At 56.9% G+C, this 21,595-nt stretch carries 21 protein-coding genes; 7 read left to right on the forward strand and 14 right to left on the reverse strand.

Features of this window, described 5'->3' with window-relative positions; all coding sequences use genetic code 11:
* Nucleotides 1-71 precede the first annotated feature (71 nt).
* Nucleotides 72-587: a 2-oxo-4-hydroxy-4-carboxy-5-ureidoimidazoline decarboxylase gene (gene uraD, locus ACYZT8_RS08885; protein ID WP_461980394.1), complete on the reverse strand. Its 516-nt coding sequence runs from the start codon at nucleotides 585-587 to the stop codon at nucleotides 72-74.
* The gene (puuE, locus tag ACYZT8_RS08890) at nucleotides 584-1,510 is read right to left on the reverse strand and encodes an allantoinase PuuE (protein WP_461980396.1); all 927 of its coding nucleotides are present in this window, start codon (nucleotides 1,508-1,510) and stop codon (nucleotides 584-586) included. The genes uraD and puuE overlap by 4 nt, the downstream gene beginning before the upstream one ends.
* Nucleotides 1,511-1,930: 420 nt before the next feature.
* Here puuE and uraH point away from each other — a divergent pair, with 420 nt between their 5' ends.
* Complete coding sequence (gene uraH / locus ACYZT8_RS08895) at nucleotides 1,931-2,284, forward strand: hydroxyisourate hydrolase (protein WP_123409019.1); 354 nt, start codon at nucleotides 1,931-1,933, stop codon at nucleotides 2,282-2,284.
* 155 nt (nucleotides 2,285-2,439) lie between these two features.
* Here the strand turns inward: uraH and ACYZT8_RS08900 are convergent, their stop codons facing one another.
* The 9 genes from ACYZT8_RS08900 to ACYZT8_RS08940 all read right to left on the reverse strand — a co-directional run bounded on the left by ACYZT8_RS08900 (nucleotide 2,440) and on the right by ACYZT8_RS08940 (nucleotide 13,508).
* Nucleotides 2,440-4,116: a hypothetical protein gene (locus tag ACYZT8_RS08900; protein WP_461980398.1), complete on the reverse strand. Its 1,677-nt coding sequence runs from the start codon at nucleotides 4,114-4,116 to the stop codon at nucleotides 2,440-2,442.
* A 452-nt stretch (nucleotides 4,117-4,568) separates the two neighbouring features.
* Nucleotides 4,569-8,168, reverse strand: a complete 3,600-nt coding sequence (locus tag ACYZT8_RS08905) for a calcium-binding protein (RefSeq protein ID WP_461980400.1) — start codon at nucleotides 8,166-8,168, stop codon at nucleotides 4,569-4,571.
* A gap of 173 nt (nucleotides 8,169-8,341) precedes the next feature.
* Nucleotides 8,342-8,971 (reverse strand): LysE family translocator, encoded by a 630-nt coding sequence (locus ACYZT8_RS08910; protein ID WP_461980402.1) that lies wholly within the window; start codon nucleotides 8,969-8,971, stop codon nucleotides 8,342-8,344.
* Nucleotides 8,972-9,050: 79 nt separating this feature from the next.
* Nucleotides 9,051-10,400, reverse strand: a complete 1,350-nt coding sequence (locus ACYZT8_RS08915) for an NCS2 family permease (protein WP_461957919.1) — start codon at nucleotides 10,398-10,400, stop codon at nucleotides 9,051-9,053.
* A gap of 327 nt (nucleotides 10,401-10,727) precedes the next feature.
* Nucleotides 10,728-11,099: a glutathione S-transferase N-terminal domain-containing protein gene (locus ACYZT8_RS08920; protein WP_046047502.1), complete on the reverse strand. Its 372-nt coding sequence runs from the start codon at nucleotides 11,097-11,099 to the stop codon at nucleotides 10,728-10,730.
* A gap of 101 nt (nucleotides 11,100-11,200) precedes the next feature.
* Nucleotides 11,201-11,746 (reverse strand): GTP cyclohydrolase I FolE, encoded by a 546-nt coding sequence (folE, locus tag ACYZT8_RS08925; RefSeq protein ID WP_003204506.1) that lies wholly within the window; start codon nucleotides 11,744-11,746, stop codon nucleotides 11,201-11,203.
* Nucleotides 11,747-11,823: 77 nt separating this feature from the next.
* Nucleotides 11,824-12,381, reverse strand: a complete 558-nt coding sequence (locus ACYZT8_RS08930; RefSeq protein ID WP_258615992.1) for a Smr/MutS family protein — start codon at nucleotides 12,379-12,381, stop codon at nucleotides 11,824-11,826.
* An 86-nt stretch (nucleotides 12,382-12,467) separates the two neighbouring features.
* On the reverse strand, nucleotides 12,468-12,788 hold the full coding sequence (locus ACYZT8_RS08935; RefSeq protein WP_010456650.1) for a hypothetical protein: 321 nt from the start codon (nucleotides 12,786-12,788) through the stop codon (nucleotides 12,468-12,470).
* Nucleotides 12,789-12,917: 129 nt separating this feature from the next.
* On the reverse strand, nucleotides 12,918-13,508 hold the full coding sequence (locus ACYZT8_RS08940; protein ID WP_461980404.1) for a cysteine hydrolase family protein: 591 nt from the start codon (nucleotides 13,506-13,508) through the stop codon (nucleotides 12,918-12,920).
* 238 nt (nucleotides 13,509-13,746) lie between these two features.
* On the opposite strand from ACYZT8_RS08940, the gene prmB reads away from it, so the two are divergent.
* Nucleotides 13,747-14,655 carry a 50S ribosomal protein L3 N(5)-glutamine methyltransferase gene (prmB, locus tag ACYZT8_RS08945; protein WP_461980406.1) on the forward strand — a complete coding sequence of 303 codons (909 nt, stop codon included), beginning with the start codon at nucleotides 13,747-13,749 and terminating at the stop codon, nucleotides 14,653-14,655.
* A gap of 127 nt (nucleotides 14,656-14,782) precedes the next feature.
* Here prmB and ACYZT8_RS08950 read toward each other — a convergent pair whose 3' ends face one another.
* Both ACYZT8_RS08950 and ACYZT8_RS08955 read right to left on the reverse strand, forming a co-directional pair.
* The gene (locus ACYZT8_RS08950; protein ID WP_461980408.1) at nucleotides 14,783-15,574 is read right to left on the reverse strand and encodes a hypothetical protein; all 792 of its coding nucleotides are present in this window, start codon (nucleotides 15,572-15,574) and stop codon (nucleotides 14,783-14,785) included.
* A gap of 98 nt (nucleotides 15,575-15,672) precedes the next feature.
* Nucleotides 15,673-16,626, reverse strand: a complete 954-nt coding sequence (locus tag ACYZT8_RS08955) for an alpha/beta hydrolase (RefSeq protein ID WP_461980410.1) — start codon at nucleotides 16,624-16,626, stop codon at nucleotides 15,673-15,675.
* Between the two features lie 129 nt (nucleotides 16,627-16,755).
* Between ACYZT8_RS08955 and aroC the strand changes: the two genes are divergently transcribed.
* From aroC to mtnC, 5 genes are read left to right on the forward strand one after another with little or no spacing between them, the layout of a single operon-like run.
* Nucleotides 16,756-17,847, forward strand: a complete 1,092-nt coding sequence (gene aroC, locus ACYZT8_RS08960) for a chorismate synthase (RefSeq protein ID WP_131062445.1) — start codon at nucleotides 16,756-16,758, stop codon at nucleotides 17,845-17,847.
* A gap of 28 nt (nucleotides 17,848-17,875) precedes the next feature.
* Entirely contained in the window at nucleotides 17,876-19,027 is a 1,152-nt protein-coding gene (locus ACYZT8_RS08965; RefSeq protein ID WP_461980412.1) for an MFS transporter, read from the forward strand.
* Nucleotides 19,024-19,650 (forward strand): methylthioribulose 1-phosphate dehydratase, encoded by a 627-nt coding sequence (locus tag ACYZT8_RS08970; protein WP_461980414.1) that lies wholly within the window; start codon nucleotides 19,024-19,026, stop codon nucleotides 19,648-19,650. The genes ACYZT8_RS08965 and ACYZT8_RS08970 overlap by 4 nt, the downstream gene beginning before the upstream one ends.
* 20 nt (nucleotides 19,651-19,670) lie before the next feature.
* A complete protein-coding gene (locus tag ACYZT8_RS08975; protein WP_461980416.1) occupies nucleotides 19,671-20,216 on the forward strand; it encodes a 1,2-dihydroxy-3-keto-5-methylthiopentene dioxygenase in 546 nt (181 codons plus the stop codon).
* 4 nt (nucleotides 20,217-20,220) lie between these two features.
* On the forward strand, nucleotides 20,221-20,904 hold the full coding sequence (mtnC, locus tag ACYZT8_RS08980; protein ID WP_461980418.1) for an acireductone synthase: 684 nt from the start codon (nucleotides 20,221-20,223) through the stop codon (nucleotides 20,902-20,904).
* A gap of 143 nt (nucleotides 20,905-21,047) precedes the next feature.
* Here the strand turns inward: mtnC and ACYZT8_RS08985 are convergent, their stop codons facing one another.
* Nucleotides 21,048-21,326: a DUF3509 domain-containing protein gene (locus ACYZT8_RS08985; RefSeq protein ID WP_131062449.1), complete on the reverse strand. Its 279-nt coding sequence runs from the start codon at nucleotides 21,324-21,326 to the stop codon at nucleotides 21,048-21,050.
* Nucleotides 21,327-21,595: the final 269 nt, after the last annotated feature.

Raw genomic sequence — 21,595 nt, forward strand, 5'->3', positions numbered from 1 at the left:
AATAAGTTGGCTTGGGATGCTTGCAGTGCCCTGGGTGCTTTTCGCGTTTAAGAACACTCGGGCAAGGCTCGCTATAGGGTCAGTAATCGGAACAGGGCAATCTTGTTGATCTCCGCCAGCGCACATTTGAATTCGGTATCCGCCGAATTGTGAATGCGCGTTTCGAACGCCGCGAGGATCTGATGCCGGTTGCTGCCTTTTACCGCCATGATGAAGGGAAACTTGAACTTGGCTTTATAGGCGTCGTTCAGCTCGGTGAAGCGAGAAAACTCTTCGGCCGTGCATTGGTGAATCCCCGCGCCAGACTGTTCTTCAGTACTGGCCGCGGTAAGCTGGCCCTGGACGGCGGCTTTGCCGGCCAGGTCCGGGTGGGCGTTGATCAGGGCCAGTTGGCTTTCGTGATCGGCGCTCAACAGGATGTCGCTCATGCGCTGGTGCAGGGTTTCGATCTCGTCGATCGATGCGTCCTGGCCCAGGTTGAAGGCCTTTTCGGCCACCCATGGCGAATGTTCGTAGATGTCGGCGAAGGCTTCGACGAAGGCGTCGCGGCTCAGGGTCGACGGTTGCAGGGTCTGAAAGCGGCTCATTTGGCGGCCTCTTGGTACGGGTGGGTTTCATGCCAGTGGCGAGCGATGTCGACGCGACGGCTGAACCACACCTGTTCATGACTTTTAGCGTATTCGATAAAGCGTTTGAGCGAAGCCAGACGCGCCGGACGGCCGATCAGGCGGCAGTGCAGGCCGATCGACAGCATTTTCGGTGCTTCGGCACCTTCGGCGTACAGCACGTCGAACGCATCTTTCAGGTATTCAAAGAAATCGTCGCCCTTGTTGAAACCCTGGACCTGGGTGAAGCGCATGTCGTTGGTGTCCAGGGTGTACGGGATCACCAGGTGCGGCTTGCCGGTCGGGTTGTTCGGTTCCCAGTAGGGCAGGTCGTCGTCGTAGGTGTCGCAGTCGTAAAGGAAACCGCCTTCCTCCATCACCAGCCGGCGGGTGTTCGGGCCGGTGCGGCCGGTGTACCAGCCCAATGGGCGTTCGCCGGTGATTTCGGTGAGGATGCGGATCGCTTCGAGCATGTGCTCGCGTTCCTGCGCTTCGTCCATGTACTGGTAGTCGATCCAGCGATAGCCGTGGCTGCAGATCTCGTGGCCGGCATCGACCATCGCGCGGATGACGTCCGGGTGGCGCTGGGCGGCCATGGCCACGGCGAAGATGGTCAGCGGGATGTCGAATTCCTTGAACAGTTTCAGAATCCGCCAGACGCCGGCACGGCTGCCATACTCGTAAAGGGATTCCATGCTCATGTTGCGCGCGCCCTGCAGCGGCTGCGCCGAGACCATTTCCGAGAGAAAGGCTTCGGATTCTTTATCGCCGTGCAGGATATTGCGCTCGCCGCCTTCTTCGTAATTGAGCACGAAGGACAAGGCGATGCGGGCATTGCCCGGCCAGTGTGGGTGAGGAGGGTTACTGCCGTAACCGATCAGGTCGCGTGGGTAGTCAGCGCTCACTGCAGTCTTCCTTCTTATTCGTTGACAGATTGTGTGGCGTGCCTGGAAGTGGGAAGACAGGCTGGCGTCACAGCGACGGGCTGATTGTATACAACTTTATATCCACTTTGTAAGCCTGAATTTTTGCATTTTTGATGAACTGTCATCTGCACATGTTATTGCAAGAAACCTGCCCAATTGGTCAGCTAATGGATAGAAGGTCCGCTGATAGTATGGTTTGGCGTCAGATTCGCCGGGAATCCTTGAATGGCGGTGCTTGTTGGAAAAATGTCGTTTTTATTGTGTACAATTTTTTTGAAAAGTGTCTTAATCAGTCGCTCGCCGCAGCGTTTCGTGCTCCGAATCGGTGCGGTCTCCTTTTCAACTGACTTCGGGAGGCGCGAGGTCTGACTGCTCCACGCAGGCAGGCGCGCAGAATCAATGGGACGTTTGACTACACACGTATTGGACGCTGCACACGGTTGCCCGGGCAGCTCGATCAAGGTCGAGTTGTACCGCGTTGAAGGCTCGCAGCTGGAATTGGTCGCCAGCGCGATCACCAACAGCGACGGCCGTGTCGATGCACCCCTGCTGCAAGGCGATGACTACCGTTCCGGGGTCTATCAGGTTCAGTTTCATGCGGGCGACTACTACCGCGCCCGTGGCGTTCAGCTGCCTACACCTGCGTTCCTGGATGTGGTGGTGCTGCGGTTCGGCATTTCTGCGGAACAGGATCACTACCATGTGCCGTTGCTGATTTCGCCGTACAGCTATTCCACGTATCGCGGCAGCTGATCCCCCAAGCAGCTGCCTCAACCTGGAAGCGACTGCGCATATAGCTTCTTTGGTCTTTCGCCCGCTCACACTGCGGGCTTTTTTTTGCTTGTTGTTTGAGCAAGTACATTGGGTTGCACCTCGTGAGCCGACTGCGAGGTGCACGTGTTTCTCAATCAGCGTTCCTTAATGATGAACACTGAAGGATTTCCATCGGGCAGGTGCTGGACGCCGCCTATCAGCCAGACCACATCACCACGCGCATCAGCGGCAAGCAGCAACTGGTGGGCTTCGACGCCAATTCGCGCTCTCAGCATAGGGTCTGCAAGTTCTGGCGCGCGCGGCGGTGTGATGTCAATCGCGTCAGTCTCCACACGTCCCAGTTTCAAAAAATAGACCTTGTTGTGATTGGGTCTGTTAAATACCAGCGTTGGCGGGGGGAGCTTGACGTTGTCCGCGTTTGCAGGAAGGAAGACCTTGTAATTGCTGCGGCCCAGTATCGAGGCGAGCAATAACGGCAGTTGGCCCGGGTCGTTGGGCCGCTCTGTGTAATCCCGCCAGGCAGGGGCACTCTCGGGTTTGAAGTTCAACTGCTGCAAGTGCATCACGGATTCCGGAGAGTGCAAAGGGACTATCCTCCGGGGGCCGTCACTGCCGGAAGCGACAGGCAATATATCCAGTGGATCGCCGAGTCCTTTGATGCCGATGGTCGATTTACCCTCCCAGTAGCGGAATGTTTGCATCATGGAGGCCAACCCGCCGCCGTTGATTTCCTCCGACCCACTGGAAAGCTCAAATAATCGCTTTGCAACGGCGCGCGATGTGGGCTCGGTGAAACCCTTGAATGCATCCGCGACATGGTGTGTGAGTGTTTTCTCGAAGAGACGAACAGCGCCGTCAACTTTTCGAGTATTTGTGCCGGCATGATGGCTCGTGGCTACTGGTTGCAACGAAGGTGCTTCGTGCAACATGCGTTCGAATACCTCGAAGCGGGATGGCGCAAATTCCGGGTGTTGAAGGAAAACGATGGGTAGCCGATCGGCCAGCGGCCCCTTTGGCACGATGTGGTAATGGAGCTGACCAATCTGTACGGATTCCACCGATTCAGGTTTGGTTGTTTTTCCCCAGGATGCCCACAAATAGGGATTTCTATTCAAGTTGGCAGCATTGGGGGGAGTAACTGCGTCAGACGCATCGACATTCTCATCCCGGCGAGGGCGCTTACTCGGGCCGGGACCGGTATCTTCAGCGTCTGGTAACGGCTGATGGCCCGCCATTTGGGGGCGATCGCCTGTTGCTGTATTGATGAGGGCCTTCCGTTGCCAAAGTGTCATCCCTTCAAAGCTTTCAAGTACCGGGCCCGAAGGGATCAATTCGATCGCTGAGGTCGCCTGATAATCCCCGCCTGCATTTTTACGGACCATGACGGTGCCTCCGTCCGCAAGATCGACATAAGTTCTCTTCAGCTTGTCGTAACGGATCCCGTCTGCGTCCGGGGATGACAGCTTTTCGGCTAAATGTCGGGGAATGATCTCCAGCGTTTCCGCCCTCGTCGGTGCAATTGCCGTCGGAACCAGGCCCTCCCTGACTATTCTCCACTGTGGCAGCCCCGTAATTTTTCTGAGGATCGGCCCTGCCTGGTCAGGCGCAAAAGGGAACGGAACCTGGTAATCGCCTTTCGCGTTGGGTCTGATTTGAAAAATGCCTTCCACTCCAAGATCAGCGTAAAGCTGTTGCTGGCTACTCATGAAAAGCCCGGTTTCGTCGATCCTGAATAGTTGATCTACCTCGCTTCGAGGCCAGGAAATCATATTGGTAGCGGTCTCAGCGGCGCTTGTAGCGTTAATTGGCATGTCGGTGACGACGATAGGCTGACGAGGGACGATATCCGGAGACGTACTTGACACATTCGTGTCGGAAACAGCCGCTCTGTCTCCCAGAGGTCTGCCGACTGTTGCTGCGTGATCACCCCGTACCCGATTATCTCTTGGCGAAGATCTTGGAGGTGTCGCTGAAGTGTCAGGTGTATTGGAGATTGAGGTTCTTTTTGGCGGTCTGGCCATGATAATGGTTCCGATAAATAATCTGGTGAATGTCCTAATCAGGAAGTGCACCTGAAAATGACGAGGCAGTGGCTGGCTGTAATTAGGGTGCGTGAACGTGCATGGCCCCAGACATCACAGTCTCAAGTTTTATTTAATTTTGATTTTGAAGTGCAATAAATATGTATAGATTGAAACGGTATTTGCAACAAAAGACTTCTGGTCGAAAGTTGGACTAATGGTGATGATTTTTTGAGTATGTTCTACAAGGTTTTGCAGGCGTCTAAAAGAATTCGCAGGTTGGCGGCGCTTACAGGAGGGGAGGAAGTGACGCCAGACTCCATCAGCGCATAGCAATGTTCCAGTTGGTGTGCGCAACGGTTTAAAGGTATCAAGTCGGTGTAATGGACGGCTCGGGATGTGTCTGTATCCAGTACCCAGCGACGTCCCGACAGGTTGTAAGACAGAGTGCCGGCTGTACTGTCTTTCATTGCTATATGTCGAACAGCGATGTCTTCCATTTCTAATAGCGTCAGTTCTACCGCTATTGCAGCTTCGTTCGGAAGATGGCCTTTAAAGTACCGGCCATCCAGTGAGTCGATGTAAACCTCGTCAAAATCAAGATCGACCTTGTAAACAACCCCGTTTGGAGTGATGACGCGTATTTGATCAGTCAAATCTTGAGGGTCATTGTAATGCGGTAGATGAATTACGACGGGGCCAATCAACAATTGGTTGTCCACCAGTTTGATCCTGGTGTAGGCGAGGCCCGTTGCGTCGAATTCCCAGGTAGACGCCGACTGTGATTTGATGGTTGCGTTCGCGCGTGCCCCCGGCGTTGAAATGCGTAACGTCATTTCGGAACCGAGGTGAACAAGGTACGTCGAGCCGGCGCCGACCAGGTTTTCGATGGCTGTTTGTTCAGGGTAAGAGACAAGTTTGACGCATTTCTCTTGGTTGCCTAGCTTATGAGCGTCATTATCGAGCGGTTGACGGTACAAATGCTTTCCATCTCTGGCCTCGAGTGGCAATGGCACCTCGCAGGTTCGCTCCATCGGGCCGTTTATCTCGAACTGATCGTTTGAAAATGCTGTATCGGGTAAGGAGGGTTGGTTGACCCGATACGAAACGCCATCGTTCATGATCAGAATAAAATGTTGGTTCAACGTCTTGTCGGGGCGCGTTAGTCGACTTGTGATTCTGTGGTCTCCGCTCCAGATAGAGGTGGCCAGGTTTTTGATAGTCAGGCGCTTACGGTCAAAGTGAAAGGTCAGGCCGCATTCTTTATACATGATGCGGTCGAAATCACGTTGGCGCATCAGGTCTACGTTGTAGTAAGCCTCGACGCGTGTCAGTTCATGACTGGCGTAATCCATATAAAGGGTAATCAAAGTACTTGTGCTGCGTTGTTTCACTCCAAGCGTTGTATGCTCATTGATTCGCGAAATACAGTAGCTCGTGTCTTTGTCGTGCGCGATCGCGGATTCCCCGTTGTAGAGAATGATCGGGTTTTTGATTGTGCCTTGTTGAGTGATCACGGTTTCAATGTCAAGCGGGTCATCGGTATCAATGGTTTCAGGGAGTTCAGGCATCAAATGAAATCCATCCTTTGTAACGAAGGTCAGTTTTCTATTGTGCAGTTGTCGTTGGTTGTTGATTGTTTTGTAGACCCCCTTGATGTAAACATCCCTTTCGCTGAGGTCGTTGAGATCAAATCCTGAGGTGATGACCAGCGCCTGTTCTTCTATCTTCCAGCTTTTAATCAGGTCCATTCTCCAGTCAAGCGCAATGACGCTCTCGTCTGCACCATCTTCGGTGATAAATACGTTGCCGGATTTATGGGCAACAGCATAGTGGTCCTTTCCCGGGCCACCGGAGGCCGAACCTTCATTGTTCAAAAGATAGATTTTGTCATCCCCGGCGCCCGACTCTATGGAATCGCGACCCCGAGACTTGATAACATTCGGGCCGTCGGTACCTATGACCTTGTTTTCAGCGCCAACCAGTGTTTCTACGTTCTCAATGCTCTCTAAAAGCGTGTGTCGATAGTTAATACGGCTGTCGTTGGTCTGGTCGCGGGTGATGATAGAAAGCCGCCCATCGTTTAAATCAATGGAATATCCAAATCGTTGCCGGTTGCGCTCGGGATAATTACCGGTGACGACTAATGTGTCGTTGCCTAAACCACCTTTCAATGTAGTGGGCAGAGGGTCTTTTGGGCCGTCTTTGAGGAGGTCTGCGGCGCCCTCAAAGACGAATTCATCATCTTTTTCTCCCCCGGTCAGATGCTTGATACCCGCGCCGTAATAGAATCTGTTGGGCTTTTTTTCAATGCCAATAATGGTGTCGCGGCCTCCGCCAATAAACCATACCGCTCCTTTGTTCTCTCCTGGCGTTCCAAATTCCGCCCCGGGCATATCCGCAGTCACTCCCTTCCGGGCATCAATGGTGTCATCACGGTCAATAACATACGGTTTAGGGACGGTTTTATAAGTGTATTGCTGGGCATCCCAATCGAAGCTAGGCACCTGGGTCGGTTTCAGCTCTACCTCGAATTTGCCGTTGACAATGACCTCTGTGCTGTCCTTTAACTTACCTTCCAGTAAATTTTTGGCGGTCGTTTGTAACATCCTCGAATGCTCAACGGTTGATTTGGCAATCGCGTGGCGAGTTTGTATGTTTTCGTCGGGACTTATCCCCCAAAAGGCAAACCAGCCTGTTCGCAGGCGTTCATGGGTAGTGAGTTCGATGTAATCATCAATATCATCGACAACGCGTACCGCCGCATAGACTTGGGAACCCGCGACTAAAAGAAGTCCCGCTGCCAGCCCGACCGGCCCGATAAAAGAGAAGCCCGCCAACGCAGCGGCCCCCAATATCAACGTCATTGCCGCGCTGGTCACACTCAAGCCTGCGGCGACATAGTGATCCATGGCTTCTTTGCCTGTTGTCGCCGCTGCACTGTTAAAGGATTTAACCGCAGAGATAATATCGAAAGGCAATGTCAGTGCGCTGGCGATCAGACCCGCACTACGACCTAGCCGAACGCCGAAGCTGGTTTTGGCAAAATCCTTGTAGGCTTTTTGCCCTGCCTCGATCATGTACTTTGCTTGTTTCGTTACCGCAACTTCGACGGCCAACGAAGTGACTTCCGCTGAAATACTCAGGCTATTGAATATAACTTCACCTTGATCCTTTCGTGCAATGGCATCTTGGAGTCCACGCAGGCCGCTATAAATCCCAAAGGCCTGAAGCCCGGCCCCCATGCTGACCATGCTGCTACTCTTGATCCGGTTCACCCAGCGGGGTGTACTGTTGGGCAAGTGTGCTTGGCGTATATCCAGCCTCTGTGCCGATCTCAGAAGTTTGTCCAGTTTATGTCGGTGCTGTTCCGGATCGACAAGCGTGTCGGCAATGTCGCTTAGCAGGGGGGGAGCCGTTAGCGGACGCTGGGTCGCCATCTCAAAAAGCAGTGAAGGCAGTGTGTAATCGTCTTTTGTGCCGGTAGAGCGCATACGAGCTTCAATATACGAAGGATCAAACTGCAAGGAATTGACAAAAGACCGATTGGGATGTCGGAAGAACGTATTTTTACCATTCAGCCGCTGACCGTTTGATGTAGCACCCAGTGCATCCAGTGCACATCGGGTAATCGAATGGGAGCCAATCTTGATAGGACCGAAAAGCGCATCTACAACACGTAGCTGACTTTTATTGGTGTTTGTATCTTGGGGGGCTGAGGGGATGCTTTTCTTTTCGAAATCAATGGTGGACGGTGTGTATTCATTGGCGTGCAGGTCGATGTCTGTAACTTCGACGGCATTATATTGATCGGTGTTGGGCAGTTGGAAAACGATTGCCATAAGAGCTTCCTTGTCCAGGCGTTGTGTGCGAAGTCGCAGCGCCATGTTAGGGGGAGTTCTGAGGCGATAAATATATATATTTATATCGCGTGTTGCGGGTTATTACGAGGCAGGGTTGAATTGTTGCCGTCCTTGGCAAACAATCCTTAGTGTGGTGGTTAGATATTATCCGACTAGTGATTGCTTAATAGAGAGGCAGCACCCGCTCCACTGAAGAGCCCTGCGCTCACCCGGTTAAACCAACTTTGCCCTTTGCCACTGCGTAAATACTTCGCCGCACCATGAGCACCCAGCCCATAAGCCAATTTGCACAGCAGATCCAGCACGGTCCAGGTCGCAATCATCACCAGCAACTGCGGCAGGAACGGGTGCTCGGCACTCAAAAACTGCGGCAGGAACGCAGCAAAAAACAAAATGTCCTTCGGATTGCTCGCGCCCAGCACGAATGCGCGCCCGAACAGGGCGCGAAAGCGCGGTACCGGTGCCGCCTGGGGCACTTCAGCGCCCACCGATGGCTGACGCGATTGCTGCCAGCTCTGCCAGGCGAGGTAGAACAGGTACAGCGCGCCGACGATTTTCAGTGCGCTGAACAACTGTTCCGATGCCAGCAGCAGGGCGCCCAGGCCCAGCGCCGAGGCACTGAGCAAGCAGATCGAGGCAATCACGCCCCCCAGGAACGCCGGGTAAGAACGGCGCAAACCGTAATTCAGACTGTTGCTGATCATCAGCAACGACAGGGGCCCCGGGATCAGGATCACCACCAGCGCAGCGCCGCTGAACAGCAGCCAGGTTTCCAGACTCATCACTTTCCTCCCTTTGTGCAAAAGCCCCACCCGACGGGGTGAGGCTGTTTTGAAACACTGTTTTTGAAACGTAGACGGCTTACAAGAAAATAAACTTGGCGATGAAGATCGCGCACAGCACCCACAAACTGACGGATATTTCCTTGTGCTTACCGGTGAAGGCCTTCAGCACCACGTAAGTGATAAAGCCCAGCGCGATGCCATCGGCGACCGAGAAAGTCAGCGGCATCATGATCGCGGTGACGATCGCCGGAATGCTGTCGGTGGCTTCGTCCCACTCGATGTGCGCCATGCCGCCCATCATCAGCATTGCCACATAAATCAGTGCACCAGCAGTGGCGTAAGCGGGAATCATGCCGGCCAACGGGGCAAAGAACATGGCTGCAATAAATAGCACACCTACGGTCACGGCGGTAAGACCAGTCCGACCACCCGCTGCTACGCCAGCGGCACTTTCCACGTAACTTGTTACCGGAGGCACGCCGACCACCGCACCAAATACGCTGGAAGCACTGTCGGCTTTCATGGCGCGGGAGAGGTTTTCGATCCGGCCGTCAGCGCCCACCAGATTGGCTCGCTGGGCGACGCCCATCAGGGTGCCGGCGGTGTCGAACATGTGCACAAAGAGGAAGGCCAGCACTACGCTGATCATGCTGACGTTGAATACGCCAGCGACGTTCATGGCCATCCAGGTAGGTGCCAGGCTTGGCGGGGCCGACATGATGCCTTCGTAGTGGACAAGGCCCAGGCCCCAACCCGCCAGGGTCACGGTGATGATGCTGATGAGAATTGCACCGAACACTTTGTGGTAGCTGAGTACGGCGATCATCAGGAAACAGATGGCGGCCAGCAACGGGCCGGGCTCACGCAGGGAACCGAGCTTGATCAGGGTGGCCGGGCTATCGACGACGATGCCCGCGGTTTTCAGGCCGATCAACCCTAGGAATAGACCCACGCCGGCGCCCATGGCATAACGCAAACTCACAGGAATGCTGTTGAGCAACCATTCGCGAATCCGCGAAAAGGTCAGGAACATGAACAACACACCGGACACAAACACCGCGCCAAGGGCGGTTTCCCAGTTGTAGCCCATGGTTCCGACCACGGTGTAGGTGAAGAACGCGTTCAAGCCCATGCCCGGCGCCAGGCCGACTGGCCAGTTGGCGTATAGGCCCATCAACAAGCAACCCAGGGCGGCAGCGATGCAGGTCGCGACGAATGCGGCGCCGTGATCGATCCCTGCGTCGGCCATGATGTTGGGGTTGACGAAGATGATGTAGGCCATGGTGATGAAGGTTGTCAGACCGGCAATCAGCTCGGTCTTCACCGTGGTGCCGTGCAAGCTGAGTTTGAAGATGCGCTCAAGCAAGCCATTGCGTAACGGCGGCGAGAGTTCCAGCGTCGGGGCTTCGGATTTGCGGCTTTCCACAGCGAATACTCCTCAAGAGTTTTATTTTTATTTCCAGGGCCGGACCCATGAGGGTGGCAGCGGCCCTTTGAGGCACTTGCGAATTTGTTGACCGGCTGGTCAGAAACTCGCACGAAGTGGATTATGCTTTTGTATACAAATAAAGCAAATAATGTTTTTGATTTTGTAGACGAAAAGTTTGGCAATAGGGATATATCGCCGGGAGGGATGCTTTTGCGAGGGCGCTATCGCCGGTGTGCGGGCGAAAAAAAACCGGCGATCGGCCGGTTTTTTTCTGTTCGGGATTTGCAATGCCGCGATGGCGTCAGATCCACCAACCCAAATGATTCAGGCCGCTGCAAACCGCTTATCCAGATAATCGATAATTACCTTGGACTCGTACATCCAGGTGGTCTGCCCATTCTCTTCAATGCGCAGGCACGGAACCTTGATCTTGCCGCCTTGTTCCAGCAGGGTCTGGCGATCCTGTTCGTTGTTCTTCGCATCGCGCAACGCCACCGGCACATTCAGGCGACGCAGGGTACGGCGGGTTTTCACGCAGAACGGGCAGGCGTGGAACTGATACAGCGTCAGGTCCTTGGCGGCCGTTTCAACCTGAGCCTGGGCGGCGGCGGGGCGCTGCTTCTTGCCAGGGCGGGTGATGAAGTCGATGAAGATGATCAGTTGGCCAAGGCCGACACGAAGCGCTTTTACGAACACGGAATAAGCCTCACAGGGCGAACGGAAGGCGCGCAGCTTACCTGATTTTTCACAGGCGAAAAAAAACCGGCGATGAATGCCGGTTTTCTTCGTGTAACGAATTACTTGATCAGGCTGAGAAACTCGCTGCGGGTCGCCGCGTTTTCGCGGAACTCACCCAGCATCACCGATGTGATCATCGACGAATTCTGTTTCTCCACACCGCGCATCATCATGCACATGTGCTTGGCCTCAATCACCACCGCAACGCCCAGGGCGCCAGTGACTTGCTGGACCGCATCGGCGATCTGGCGGCTGAGGTTTTCCTGGATCTGCAGGCGGCGAGCGTACATATCGACGATCCGCGCGACTTTCGACAGGCCCAGCACTTTGCCGCTCGGGATGTAGGCGACGTGCGCCTTGCCGATAAACGGCAGCAGGTGGTGTTCGCACAACGAGTAGAGCTCGATGTCCTTGACCAGCACCATTTCGCTGTTGTCGGAGCTGAACAAGGCACCGTTGGTGACTTCTTCCAGTGTCTGTTCATAGCCGCGGCAAAGGTACTGCATGGCTTTGGCGGCACGTTTTGGCGTGTCGAGCAGGCCCTCGCGGGAGACGTCCTCGCCCAATTGGCCGAGAATCGCGGTGTAATTCTGTTCCAGGGACATGAAACTACCTGTGGGGATTTTCGCAAAGGGCAAGGGTACGGTGGCAAACACGGCGCTGCAAGCGTGAAGCGACAGCTTTACTCGTCGCGACCTTCCATCATGGTTCGTTTGAGCATCACATAAACCGCGCCGGCCCCGCCGTGTTTAGGCTGGCACGAGGTGAAGCCGAGTACCTGTGAGTGTTGACGCAACCACGTGTTGACGTGGCTTTTGATCATCGGTCGCTTGCCGTCCAGTCGCACGGCCTTGCCGTGGGTGACGCGCACGCAGCGGATTTCGAATTTGGTCGCTTCGGCCAGAAACGCCCAGAGGGTTTCCCGGGCTTTCTCCACGGACATGCCATGCAGGTCGAGGCTGCCTTCGAACGGAATCTGCCCGATCTTGAGCTTGCGTATCTGGCTTTCCTGAACGCCGTCACGGGCCCACATCAACTCGTCTTCCGGACCGACATCGATCACGAACTGGTCGGACAGACCATCAACGGTGGTGGCATCGGTGCGAACGGTCGCGGCCTGGCGAAGCTTGGCGATTTGCGCGCGGTCGGCCTTGGGTTTGCCGGTTTCGGCTCGATCGTGCTTGATCGGCTTGACGCCTTGGATCGCACTTTTGAACAGGGAAAAATCGTCGTCTTGCATGTCAGCCTCCGCGAAGGGCGGCCAGTTTACCCAAGTCGAGGCGCTATCCATAACAATTGAGGCCCGCCAAAATGCCGGGCCTTTACTCAATCGTGTTTTTTCATCAGGTGCGGGGACATGTTCAGCTCTCGCGACTGGCGCGAGCGGCGACGGCAGCGACGCCACAACCACACGCCGATGTAGAGCACGAACAGGCCAACCGCCAGAATGATCGCCGAGCCCAGCGGGCTGGCATTCAACTCGCCCAGGGCCGGGGGACGGCCCAGCAGGCTGGCGGCACCGGCCATTGCCAGCAACACACCGCACGTCGCCAGCAAGGCAGCAAAAGCTGCGCCGAATCGAAAACGCCAATTGCGTTGGCCCTTGGGCCGCAAGCGGCGTGCATCAAAACCATCGGATAACTTCATTCCGACCTTCCTCAATGGGTATCGGCCCTTCGACCGGGACTTGTCCGGGATGTTCCTGAGGCTAAGTCAATTGCAGCAAATGAGAGGCTTTTGCGGATGAGCGGCGGTTTTGACCGCTCTTCGAGCCGGTCAGATGAGTTCGTGAGTGAGCGCGAGGGTGGCGAAGTTGTCCGCCATGATCGCCATTTCGGTCTGTTGAACGTGATCGGCAGTGAGTACGCCACCTTTGTAGGGCAAATCGCGAGTCGCGCAGGCGTCTTCGACCAGGGTGCAGCGAAAGCCCAGGTTCTTCGCTGCTCGCACGGTAGTGCTGACGCTGGAGTGGCTCATGAAACCGCACACGATCAGGTCCAGGGAGCCGAGTTCTTGCAGCCGATCGTACAATTGGGTGCCGTGAAACGCGCTCGGCAGCAGTTTGCCGATGATGGTTTCGTCCGTCTGTGGCTCCAGGCCCGTGATGAACTCACCGCGCTCGCCCTGTGGATCGAACAGCCCGCCGACGGTGCCGAGATGACGCACATGCACGATCGGACGGCCGGCTGCACGGGCGGCAGCGACCAGTTGCTTGATGTTCGCGACGGCAGCATCCATGCCGCTCAGGGCCAGCGGGCCGCTGAGGTATTCTTTCTGGGCATCGATGATGACAAGGGTCGCATGACCCAGATTGGCTGCTGCGTAACCGCGGCCGCTGAGTTGAAACATCGTTTTTGGAACGGACATTCTGGGGCTCCTTGGAGTGGGGCTTTTGCGACATTGTCCTCTGGCTGAGCGGTTCTGTGAATCGCTACTATCGTAGACGCCGTCGTTGTTGGCGTGCAGCCTTGTCAAGATGCGGGTTTTGTTCAATAGCCAACGGCAAAAATGGATATGTCCTACATCTGATCCGCTGTTTTCCTGCGTCGTCGGGGCGCGTTTTGGCTGTTAGAATCGCCAGTCGTTTTTTCTGGAGTTTACCCCCGTGATCACTTCCCGCCTTCGTACCCTGCGTGACCATATCCGTTGGGCCGTCAGCCGCTTCCATGGGGAGGATCTGTTTTTCGGCCATGGGACCGACAACGCCTGGGACGAAGCCCGTCAACTGGTGTTGGGTGCCTTGCACTTGCCGTGGGAAATTGCCGACAGTTACCTCGACTGCAATCTGGAAGAAGACGAGTTGGTCAATCTGCAACGCCTGCTCAAGCGTCGCATCGAAGAACGCATCCCGACCGCTTACCTACTGGGCGAAGCCTGGTTTTGCGGCATGTCGTTCATCGTCGACGAGCGCGTGCTGATTCCGCGTTCACCGATTGGCGAGCTCATCGAAAAACGTTTCGAGCCATGGTTGGGCGCCGAGCCTGCGCGGATTCTCGACCTGTGCACCGGTTCTGGTTGCATCGGTATCGCCTGCGCCTACGAGTTCCAGAACGCCGAAGTGGTGTTGGCGGATCTGTCGTTCGAGGCGCTGGAAGTGGCCAACCAGAACATCGAACGCCATGGCGTGGATGAGCGGGTCTACACCGTTCAGGGTGATGGGTTTGATGGTCTGCCGGGGCAGCGTTTCGACCTGATCGTGTCGAACCCGCCTTACGTGGATGCGGAAGATTTCGCCGACATGCCGGACGAGTATCAGCACGAACCTGAGCTGGGCCTGGCCTGCGGTGATGATGGTTTGAACCTGGTGCGCCGGATGCTCGCCGAAGCGGCGGATCATTTGACCGAGAAGGGCTTGCTGATTGTTGAGGTGGGCAACAGCCAGGTTCACGTCGAGTCGCTGTACCCGGAAGTCGACTTCGCCTGGCTCGATTTCGAGCGCGGGGGGCATGGTGTGTTCATGCTGAGCGCGGAGCAGTGCCGCGATCATCAGGCGCTATTCGCTTCCCGCGTCTGACTTTAGGACGCCTTCGCGGGCAAGCCACGCTCCCACAGGGTTTTGTGTGTGCCGCAGAGTATGAGCACGACTTAGAACCTGTGGGAGCGTGGCTTGCCCGCGAAGGCCGCGCCACGGTCCCAGACCTTTACCGGTGCGTAGCAATCCAGATCAACAACCCTGCCTGAAACACCGCAAACGCCACCAGACACGTAATGGTAAAGCGCAGCCCGGCGTCTTCACGCTTGTACTTGCTGACCTTCTCTTCGTGCTTCTTCAGCTTCACTTCCTGCTCGGCCAGATTCTGCTCTGCCTGCTGAAGCATCTGCGCGGCTTCGAGGATTTCCACCAGTTGCAGCTTTTCGCTGTTCCAGTCACCCACCAGGTCTTCGACCCGTACTTCTTTGACGCTGCCTTTCAAATGCTGGGCGTCGGCGTAGACCACCTCAAAACCATGCGACTTCAGAAAGTGATCGCGACGCAGGCGCGTGTCTTCGTTCAACGCATCTTTATTGTTCAGATCGGTGCCGTCGACGGTGTAGCCGGGCCAGCGCTTTTTCGCCCAGGTGATCCCTTGAGCGGCCATGAACCGGCCGATGCCTCGGTTCATCGGCTCAATCTGCAAGCCGCTTTCGGGCTCGAAATGCACACGTTTGGTGGTGTGATTGACCCACACGTCCAGATGATTCTGCTCTTTGCGCACGCGCTGGCCCGGCAGCTTGATGCTCATGCGCATCAGGCTGTGTTCCTTGCTGTTGCGGTCGGCGTAACCGAACTCGACAAAGCGCAGCGGCCGCCCACCGGTATTGCGATCGGTTTGCAGCGGTGCCAGACGGAGCATCTTGTGGTGCTCGACGTGGACGTCCGCCCACGGCAGCTCGACCGCTGGCGGTGCGTCTTTTTCAGCGGTCGTGTCAGGTGAAGTCTGGGTATCAGTCATAACGGCGAGATCCTGTCCAAGCTCTGCTTGTCGCCAGTCATAGCGCTGGCGACAAAGGCTTATCGGCCGTTTTTTGCAAGACTGGAGGGTAACCCCTCTTAACTGGCGCGAAGTCCGTCAATAAACCCGAGGATTCGCGTGCCAAGTTCGGCCGCCAGTGGCAACTGCGGATCCTTATAGGAAGCCATTTGCCGTCTTACGTCATTGGGTACGATGCGCATGACGTGGTTCATGCCTTCGATCAGCGCCAGTTCGGCATCCGGTTTGGCCGCCTTGAGCATGCGGGCGTCACCGACGCCGACCTGGATATCGTTGCTGCCCTGGATGATCAGTGCCGGCATCTTCAATTTGCCGAACGCCGCTGCCGGGTCCTGGCGGAACAGCGAAATCAGGTACGGCTGCACGCTCGGGCGGAAAATCACCTGCAACTGCGGCGGCACGTTGTCATCGGTGTGGCCGGCCTTGAGGCTGTCGAGCAGTTCATTGCTGCGCAGCATCAGCGGCGGTGGCAGGCGATTGCTCAATTGCTGGCGCAACACCTCATCGATCGGCCGGGCGCTGCCGGACATGGAGATGACCGCTGCGGCATCGATGCTGGGTGCCGCGAGGCTGGCGATCAAGGCGCCTTCGCTGTGGCCCAGCAGAATCAGCTGGCCAAAGCGCGGATCGCTTTTGAGCTTGCGGCCCCAGGCCTCGGCGTCGGACACATAGGCTTCTACCGACAGATTGCGCTCGTCCGGCGTGGCCGCGAGGCTCGCCGCCACGCCGCGTTTGTCATAACGCACGCTGGCGATGTTGTGTTTGGCCAGCACCCACGCCAGGCGTTTGAGGCTGTCGTTGCGTCCGCCGTCGGGGTTGTTTCCGTCGCGATCCGTAGGGCCGGAGCCGGAAATGATCAGGACAACCGGCACGGGTGTGTCGGATTTTGGCAGCAGCAGAGAGCCGAAAAGCTCCCCGGTGCCGGTATCCAATGTGATCGGGCGTTGCAGGACAGTGGCCTGGACAAAGCCGGTAAACAGGGTAAGGCTCAAGGCTATAACTCGCAGCATCATCACGCCATCATTCACAAAGGTGCCGGTTGGACTCGCGGGCACCCATAAGGTTCGAGGATGAACTACTTGGGTAGCCTGCGTATACTGGCGCGCATTACGTATTCAGGTTCATTTCACGGAGCGTCCTGCATGTCCGGCAATACCTACGGCAAGCTGTTCACTGTCACCACCGCGGGCGAAAGCCATGGTCCGGCGTTGGTCGCCATTGTCGACGGCTGCCCGCCGGGGCTGGAGATTTCCCTCGAGGATCTGCAGCGCGATCTGGACCGCCGCAAGCCCGGCACCAGCCGCCACACCACGCAACGTCAGGAAGCCGACGAAGTCGAAATCCTCTCCGGCGTGTTCGAAGGTCGCACCACCGGTTGCTCTATCGGCCTGCTGATCCGCAACACCGACCAGAAGTCCAAGGACTACTCGGCGATCAAGGATCTGTTCCGTCCGGCCCACGCCGACTACACCTACCACCACAAATACGGCGAGCGCGATTACCGCGGTGGCGGACGCAGTTCCGCCCGTGAAACCGCCATGCGCGTGGCCGCCGGCGCGATTGCGAAGAAATACCTGGCCACCCAGGGCATCGTCATTCGCGGCTACATGAGCCAGCTCGGCCCGATCGAAATCCCGTTCAAGACCTGGGATTCGGTGGAAGAGAATGCATTCTTCAGCCCTGACCCGGACAAGGTGCCGGAGCTGGAAGCCTATATGGATCAGCTGCGCCGTGATCAGGATTCGGTCGGCGCGAAGATCACCGTCGTCGCTGAAGGCGTGATGCCAGGCCTCGGCGAGCCGATTTTCGACCGCCTCGACGCCGAACTGGCCCATGCGCTGATGAGCATCAACGCGGTCAAAGGCGTGGAAATCGGCGCCGGTTTCGCCAGCGTCGCCCAGCGCGGCACCGAACACCGCGATGAAATGACCCCGGAAGGCTTCCTCAGCAACAACGCCGGTGGCATTTTGGGCGGCATCTCGTCCGGTCAGCCGATCGTTGCGCACCTGGCCCTCAAGCCAACGTCGAGCATCACCACGCCGGGCCGTTCCATCGACATTCATGGCAACCCGGTGGAGGTAGTCACCAAGGGTCGTCATGACCCGTGTGTCGGCATCCGCGCCACGCCGATTGCCGAAGCGATGATGGCCATCGTGCTGATGGATCACCTGTTGCGTCATCGCGGGCAGAATGCCGATGTGCGCGTGAGCACGCCGGTGCTGGGTCAGCTTTAATGGCTGACCTCACAGTCGCTGCGGTCTGATGACCGTGGCGGCGCTCCCGTACTGGCGGCTTTCCAGTTTCTATCTGTTCTATTTCGCCTTGCTCGGTTCGACAGCGCCGTTTCTGGCGCTGTACTTCGATCACCTGGGCTTTTCCAGTGCGCGCATCGGCGAACTGGTGGCGATCCCGATGCTGATGCGTTGCGTCGCGCCGAACATCTGGGGCTGGCTCGGTGACTACACCGGCCGACGCCTGGCCATCGTGCGCTTCGGCGCGGTCTGCACGCTGCTGACGTTCTCGCTGATTTTCGTCAGCAAGACCTACGCCTGGCTGGCGATGGTCATGGCTTTGCATGCGTTTTTCTGGCACGCGGTGTTGCCGCAGTTCGAAGTCATCACCCTGGCGCACTTGAAAGGGCAGACGTCGCGCTACAGTCAGATCCGCCTCTGGGGTTCCATCGGTTTCATCATCACCGTGGTCGCCCTCGGCCGGATGTTCGAATGGCTGAGCCTCGACATTTATCCGGTGGCGCTGGTGCTGATCATGGCCGGCATTGTCGTCAGCAGCCTGTGGGTGCCCAACGCGCAACCGGTTCAGGGCGAGCGAATTGCCGGAGACGGATTTCTCAGGCAGTTACGCAATCCCGGGGTGTTGGCGTTTTACGGCTGCGTGGCGCTGATGCAAGTGAGCCACGGGCCTTATTACACCTTTTTGACGCTGCACCTTGAACGGCTCGGTTACAGTCGAGGCGTGATCGGCCTGCTTTGGGCGGTCGGCGTGGTCGCCGAAGTCCTGATGTTCCTGGTCATGAGCAAAATCCTCGCACGCTTCTCGGTGCGTCGGGTGCTGCTGGCGAGTTTCCTGCTGGCGGCCGTGCGCTGGTTGCTGCTGGGTTCGTTGGCCGAATTTCTCTGGGTGCTGCTGTTTGCCCAAGTGCTGCACGCCGCAACGTTCGGCAGCTTTCACGCCGCTGCCATCCAGTTCGTGCAACGTAGCTTCGGTGCGCGCCAGCAAGGTCAAGGCCAGGCGCTTTACGCCGCACTCGCCGGCACTGGTGGCGCATTGGGCGCGTTGTATTCCGGCTACAGCTGGAACGCCCTCGGGGCCACGTTCACCTTTAGTATTGCCAGTCTCGCAGCCCTGGCGGCTGCCATTATCATTGCCACACGTATGCAAGAGGACAGGCCATGAGCCTCACCCGTGAACACCTCGCCCAGGAAATCATCGACGCCGGGCGTTTTCTGTATGGCCGCGGCTGGTCGCCGGCCACCAGCAGCAATTACTCGACCCGCCTGTCGCCGACTGAAGCGCTGCTGACCGTGTCCGGCAAGCACAAAGGCCAATTGGGTCTTGATGATGTGCTGGCCACCGACTTGTCGGGCAACAGCCTGGAACCGGGCAAAAAACCGTCCGCCGAAACCCTGCTGCACACCCAGCTCTACAGTTGGCGCCCGGAGATCGGTGCGGTGCTGCACACCCATTCGGTGAACGCCACGGTGCTGTCGCGCCTGACGCCCGAAGATTTCATCGAGTTCGAAGATTACGAACTGCAAAAAGCCTTCAGCGGCGTCTCGACCCACGAATCCCGGGTGCGCGTGCCGATTTTCGACAACGATCAGGACATTGCGCGTCTCGCCGCCAAGGTGCAGCCTTGGCTTGAAGCCCATCCGGATTGCGTCGGCTACCTGATTCGCGGCCACGGCCTCTACACCTGGGGCGCGCGGATGAGCGACGCACTGCGGCAGATCGAGGCGTTTGAATTTTTGTTCGAGTGCGAGTTGAAGATGCGCTCACTCTTGAACCATAAAGCATGAACCGTTAAGGAGTTGCCCTGATGAGCAGCCTGTCCGTTTACCACGTCTCAAGCCCTGACATTCCGAACAAGGTGCTGACCCATTTCGAAGACATCGCCTCGACCCTGGCCGAGCAGGGCGTGCGTTTCGACCGCTGGCAAGCCACGGCGAAAATCCAGCCCGGCGCCAGTCAGGAAGAAGTGATCGCCGCGTACCAGGAGCAGATCGACAAGCTGATGACCGAACGCGGTTACGTCACCGTCGACGTGATCAGCCTCACCAGCGACCACCCGCAAAAAGCCGAACTGCGCGCCAAGTTCCTCGACGAACACCGTCATGGCGAAGACGAAGTACGATTTTTCGTCGCCGGCCGTGGGCTGTTCACCTTGCACATCGATGATTACGTCTACGCCGTGCTGTGCGAGAAGAACGACCTGATCTCGGTCCCGGCTGGCACGCCGCACTGGTTTGACATGGGCGAGCATCCGCATTTCGTCGCAATCCGTCTGTTCAACAACCCTGATGGCTGGGTGGCCAAGTTCACCGGCGAAGACATCGCCAACCGCTTCCCGCGTCTTGAGGACTGAGCCGATGCCGATCAAAGCGATTCTCACCGACATCGAAGGCACCACCAGCGCGGTGAGTTTTGTGTTCGACGTGCTGTTTCCGTATGCCGCCAGTCACCTGCCGGACTTCGTCCGCCAGCAGGCCGAGCGCGCGGACGTGGCCGAGCAACTGGCCGCCGTGCGCCGGGACAGCAACGAGCCGGACGCTGACGTTGAGCGGGTGATCGACATCCTGCTGGGCTGGATCGCCGAAGACCGCAAGGCCACGCCGTTGAAAGCGTTGCAAGGCATGGTCTGGGAGCAGGGTTATCAGGCCGGGCAGTTGAAAGGCCATGTTTACCCGGACGCCGTTGAAGCGCTTAAGCGCTGGCATCAGGACGGTTTCAAACTGTTTGTTTATTCCTCGGGCTCGATCCAGGCGCAGAAACTGATTTTCGGTTGCTCGGAGGCGGGGGATTTGTCGCCGCTGTTCAGCGGCTACTTCGACACCACGTCGGGTCCCAAGCGTGAAGCGCAGTCTTACGAGCGCATCACCCAGGCCATTGGGCTGGAAGCTGCGCAGATTGTGTTCCTGTCCGACATCGTCGAAGAATTGGACGCGGCGCGCGCGGCCGGCATGGCAACGTGCGGGCTGGCCCGAGAAGGCGGGGCGCTTGCGGGGCATGTGACCGTCGACAGCTTTGCGCGGATCGATCCTTCCACGTTCTAAGCCACAACGCCCATAACCTGTAGGAGCAAGCTTCGCTCCTACAAGGGCGGGATCGGTGCAGGTTCAGAAACAAAACAGGCCGTGAAGCGAAAGCTTTCACGGCCTGTTTTTTTGCAGCGCGTTTATTTACACAACCGCAAGGTTCACGCCGAATGATAAGTCGGCAGGGCAAACCGTTGCTGGCTTTGCAGCATGGAGATCTGCGGCAGTTCGCTGGCCTGTTCAGCCAGGTCACGGCGAATCGCACTGATCACCCACGACAGCTGATCGCCGGCATGCAATTGCTGGTACGAAATCGAACGCTTGAACACTTTGCCTTCGGTGCTGCGCAGGGTCAGCAGAATGCCGCCGTCTGGACGCGACTGAGTGTTCACTTCGAAGTTGGAGAACAGGGAGGTAAATTTTTCTTGGATCAGGCTCATGTCTATCAGCTCCGTTTGCACTTGATTGGCAAGCATGGAGAGGTAGTTGCAGTGATTGTGCCAGCACCTTATTTTTTTTAAATCGTTATAAATCAATAAGTTATGTTCTTGGTGATTTTTCGCTTTCGTGCAATCTGCATGAATGGCCATCGTGCATCCTGCATTTTGCGTGGTCGGTCACGATTCGATGGAACCAATCACACCCGCTGAGGATCGCGAACTCAAACGATGGGGCGCGGATACAAAACATTTCAAAAACCGCGTGTACA

The organism is Pseudomonas sp. LB3P93, from assembly GCF_054898025.1.

Excerpts from the sequence above, each read along its gene's own strand:
- uraH (WP_123409019.1), top strand. The coding sequence starts at position 1,931 with ATGGGACGTTTGACTACACACGTATTGGACGCTGCACACGGTTGCCCG.
- ACYZT8_RS08955 (WP_461980410.1), bottom strand. The coding sequence starts at position 16,626 with ATGATGCTGCGAGTTATAGCCTTGAGCCTTACCCTGTTTACCGGCTTT.
- ACYZT8_RS08970 (WP_461980414.1), top strand. The coding sequence starts at position 19,024 with ATGAGCCTCACCCGTGAACACCTCGCCCAGGAAATCATCGACGCCGGG.
- folE (WP_003204506.1), bottom strand. The coding sequence starts at position 11,746 with ATGTCCCTGGAACAGAATTACACCGCGATTCTCGGCCAATTGGGCGAG.
- uraD (WP_461980394.1), bottom strand. The coding sequence starts at position 587 with ATGAGCCGCTTTCAGACCCTGCAACCGTCGACCCTGAGCCGCGACGCC.
- ACYZT8_RS08905 (WP_461980400.1), bottom strand. The coding sequence starts at position 8,168 with ATGGCAATCGTTTTCCAACTGCCCAACACCGATCAATATAATGCCGTC.
- ACYZT8_RS08900 (WP_461980398.1), bottom strand. The coding sequence starts at position 4,116 with ATGCCAATTAACGCTACAAGCGCCGCTGAGACCGCTACCAATATGATT.
- ACYZT8_RS08950 (WP_461980408.1), bottom strand. The coding sequence starts at position 15,574 with ATGACTGATACCCAGACTTCACCTGACACGACCGCTGAAAAAGACGCA.
- ACYZT8_RS08930 (WP_258615992.1), bottom strand. The coding sequence starts at position 12,381 with ATGCAAGACGACGATTTTTCCCTGTTCAAAAGTGCGATCCAAGGCGTC.
- mtnC (WP_461980418.1), top strand. The coding sequence starts at position 20,221 with ATGCCGATCAAAGCGATTCTCACCGACATCGAAGGCACCACCAGCGCG.
- ACYZT8_RS08935 (WP_010456650.1), bottom strand. The coding sequence starts at position 12,788 with ATGAAGTTATCCGATGGTTTTGATGCACGCCGCTTGCGGCCCAAGGGC.
- ACYZT8_RS08910 (WP_461980402.1), bottom strand. The coding sequence starts at position 8,971 with ATGAGTCTGGAAACCTGGCTGCTGTTCAGCGGCGCTGCGCTGGTGGTG.
- ACYZT8_RS08985 (WP_131062449.1), bottom strand. The coding sequence starts at position 21,326 with ATGAGCCTGATCCAAGAAAAATTTACCTCCCTGTTCTCCAACTTCGAA.
- ACYZT8_RS08940 (WP_461980404.1), bottom strand. The coding sequence starts at position 13,508 with ATGTCCGTTCCAAAAACGATGTTTCAACTCAGCGGCCGCGGTTACGCA.
- ACYZT8_RS08975 (WP_461980416.1), top strand. The coding sequence starts at position 19,671 with ATGAGCAGCCTGTCCGTTTACCACGTCTCAAGCCCTGACATTCCGAAC.
- aroC (WP_131062445.1), top strand. The coding sequence starts at position 16,756 with ATGTCCGGCAATACCTACGGCAAGCTGTTCACTGTCACCACCGCGGGC.
- ACYZT8_RS08965 (WP_461980412.1), top strand. The coding sequence starts at position 17,876 with ATGACCGTGGCGGCGCTCCCGTACTGGCGGCTTTCCAGTTTCTATCTG.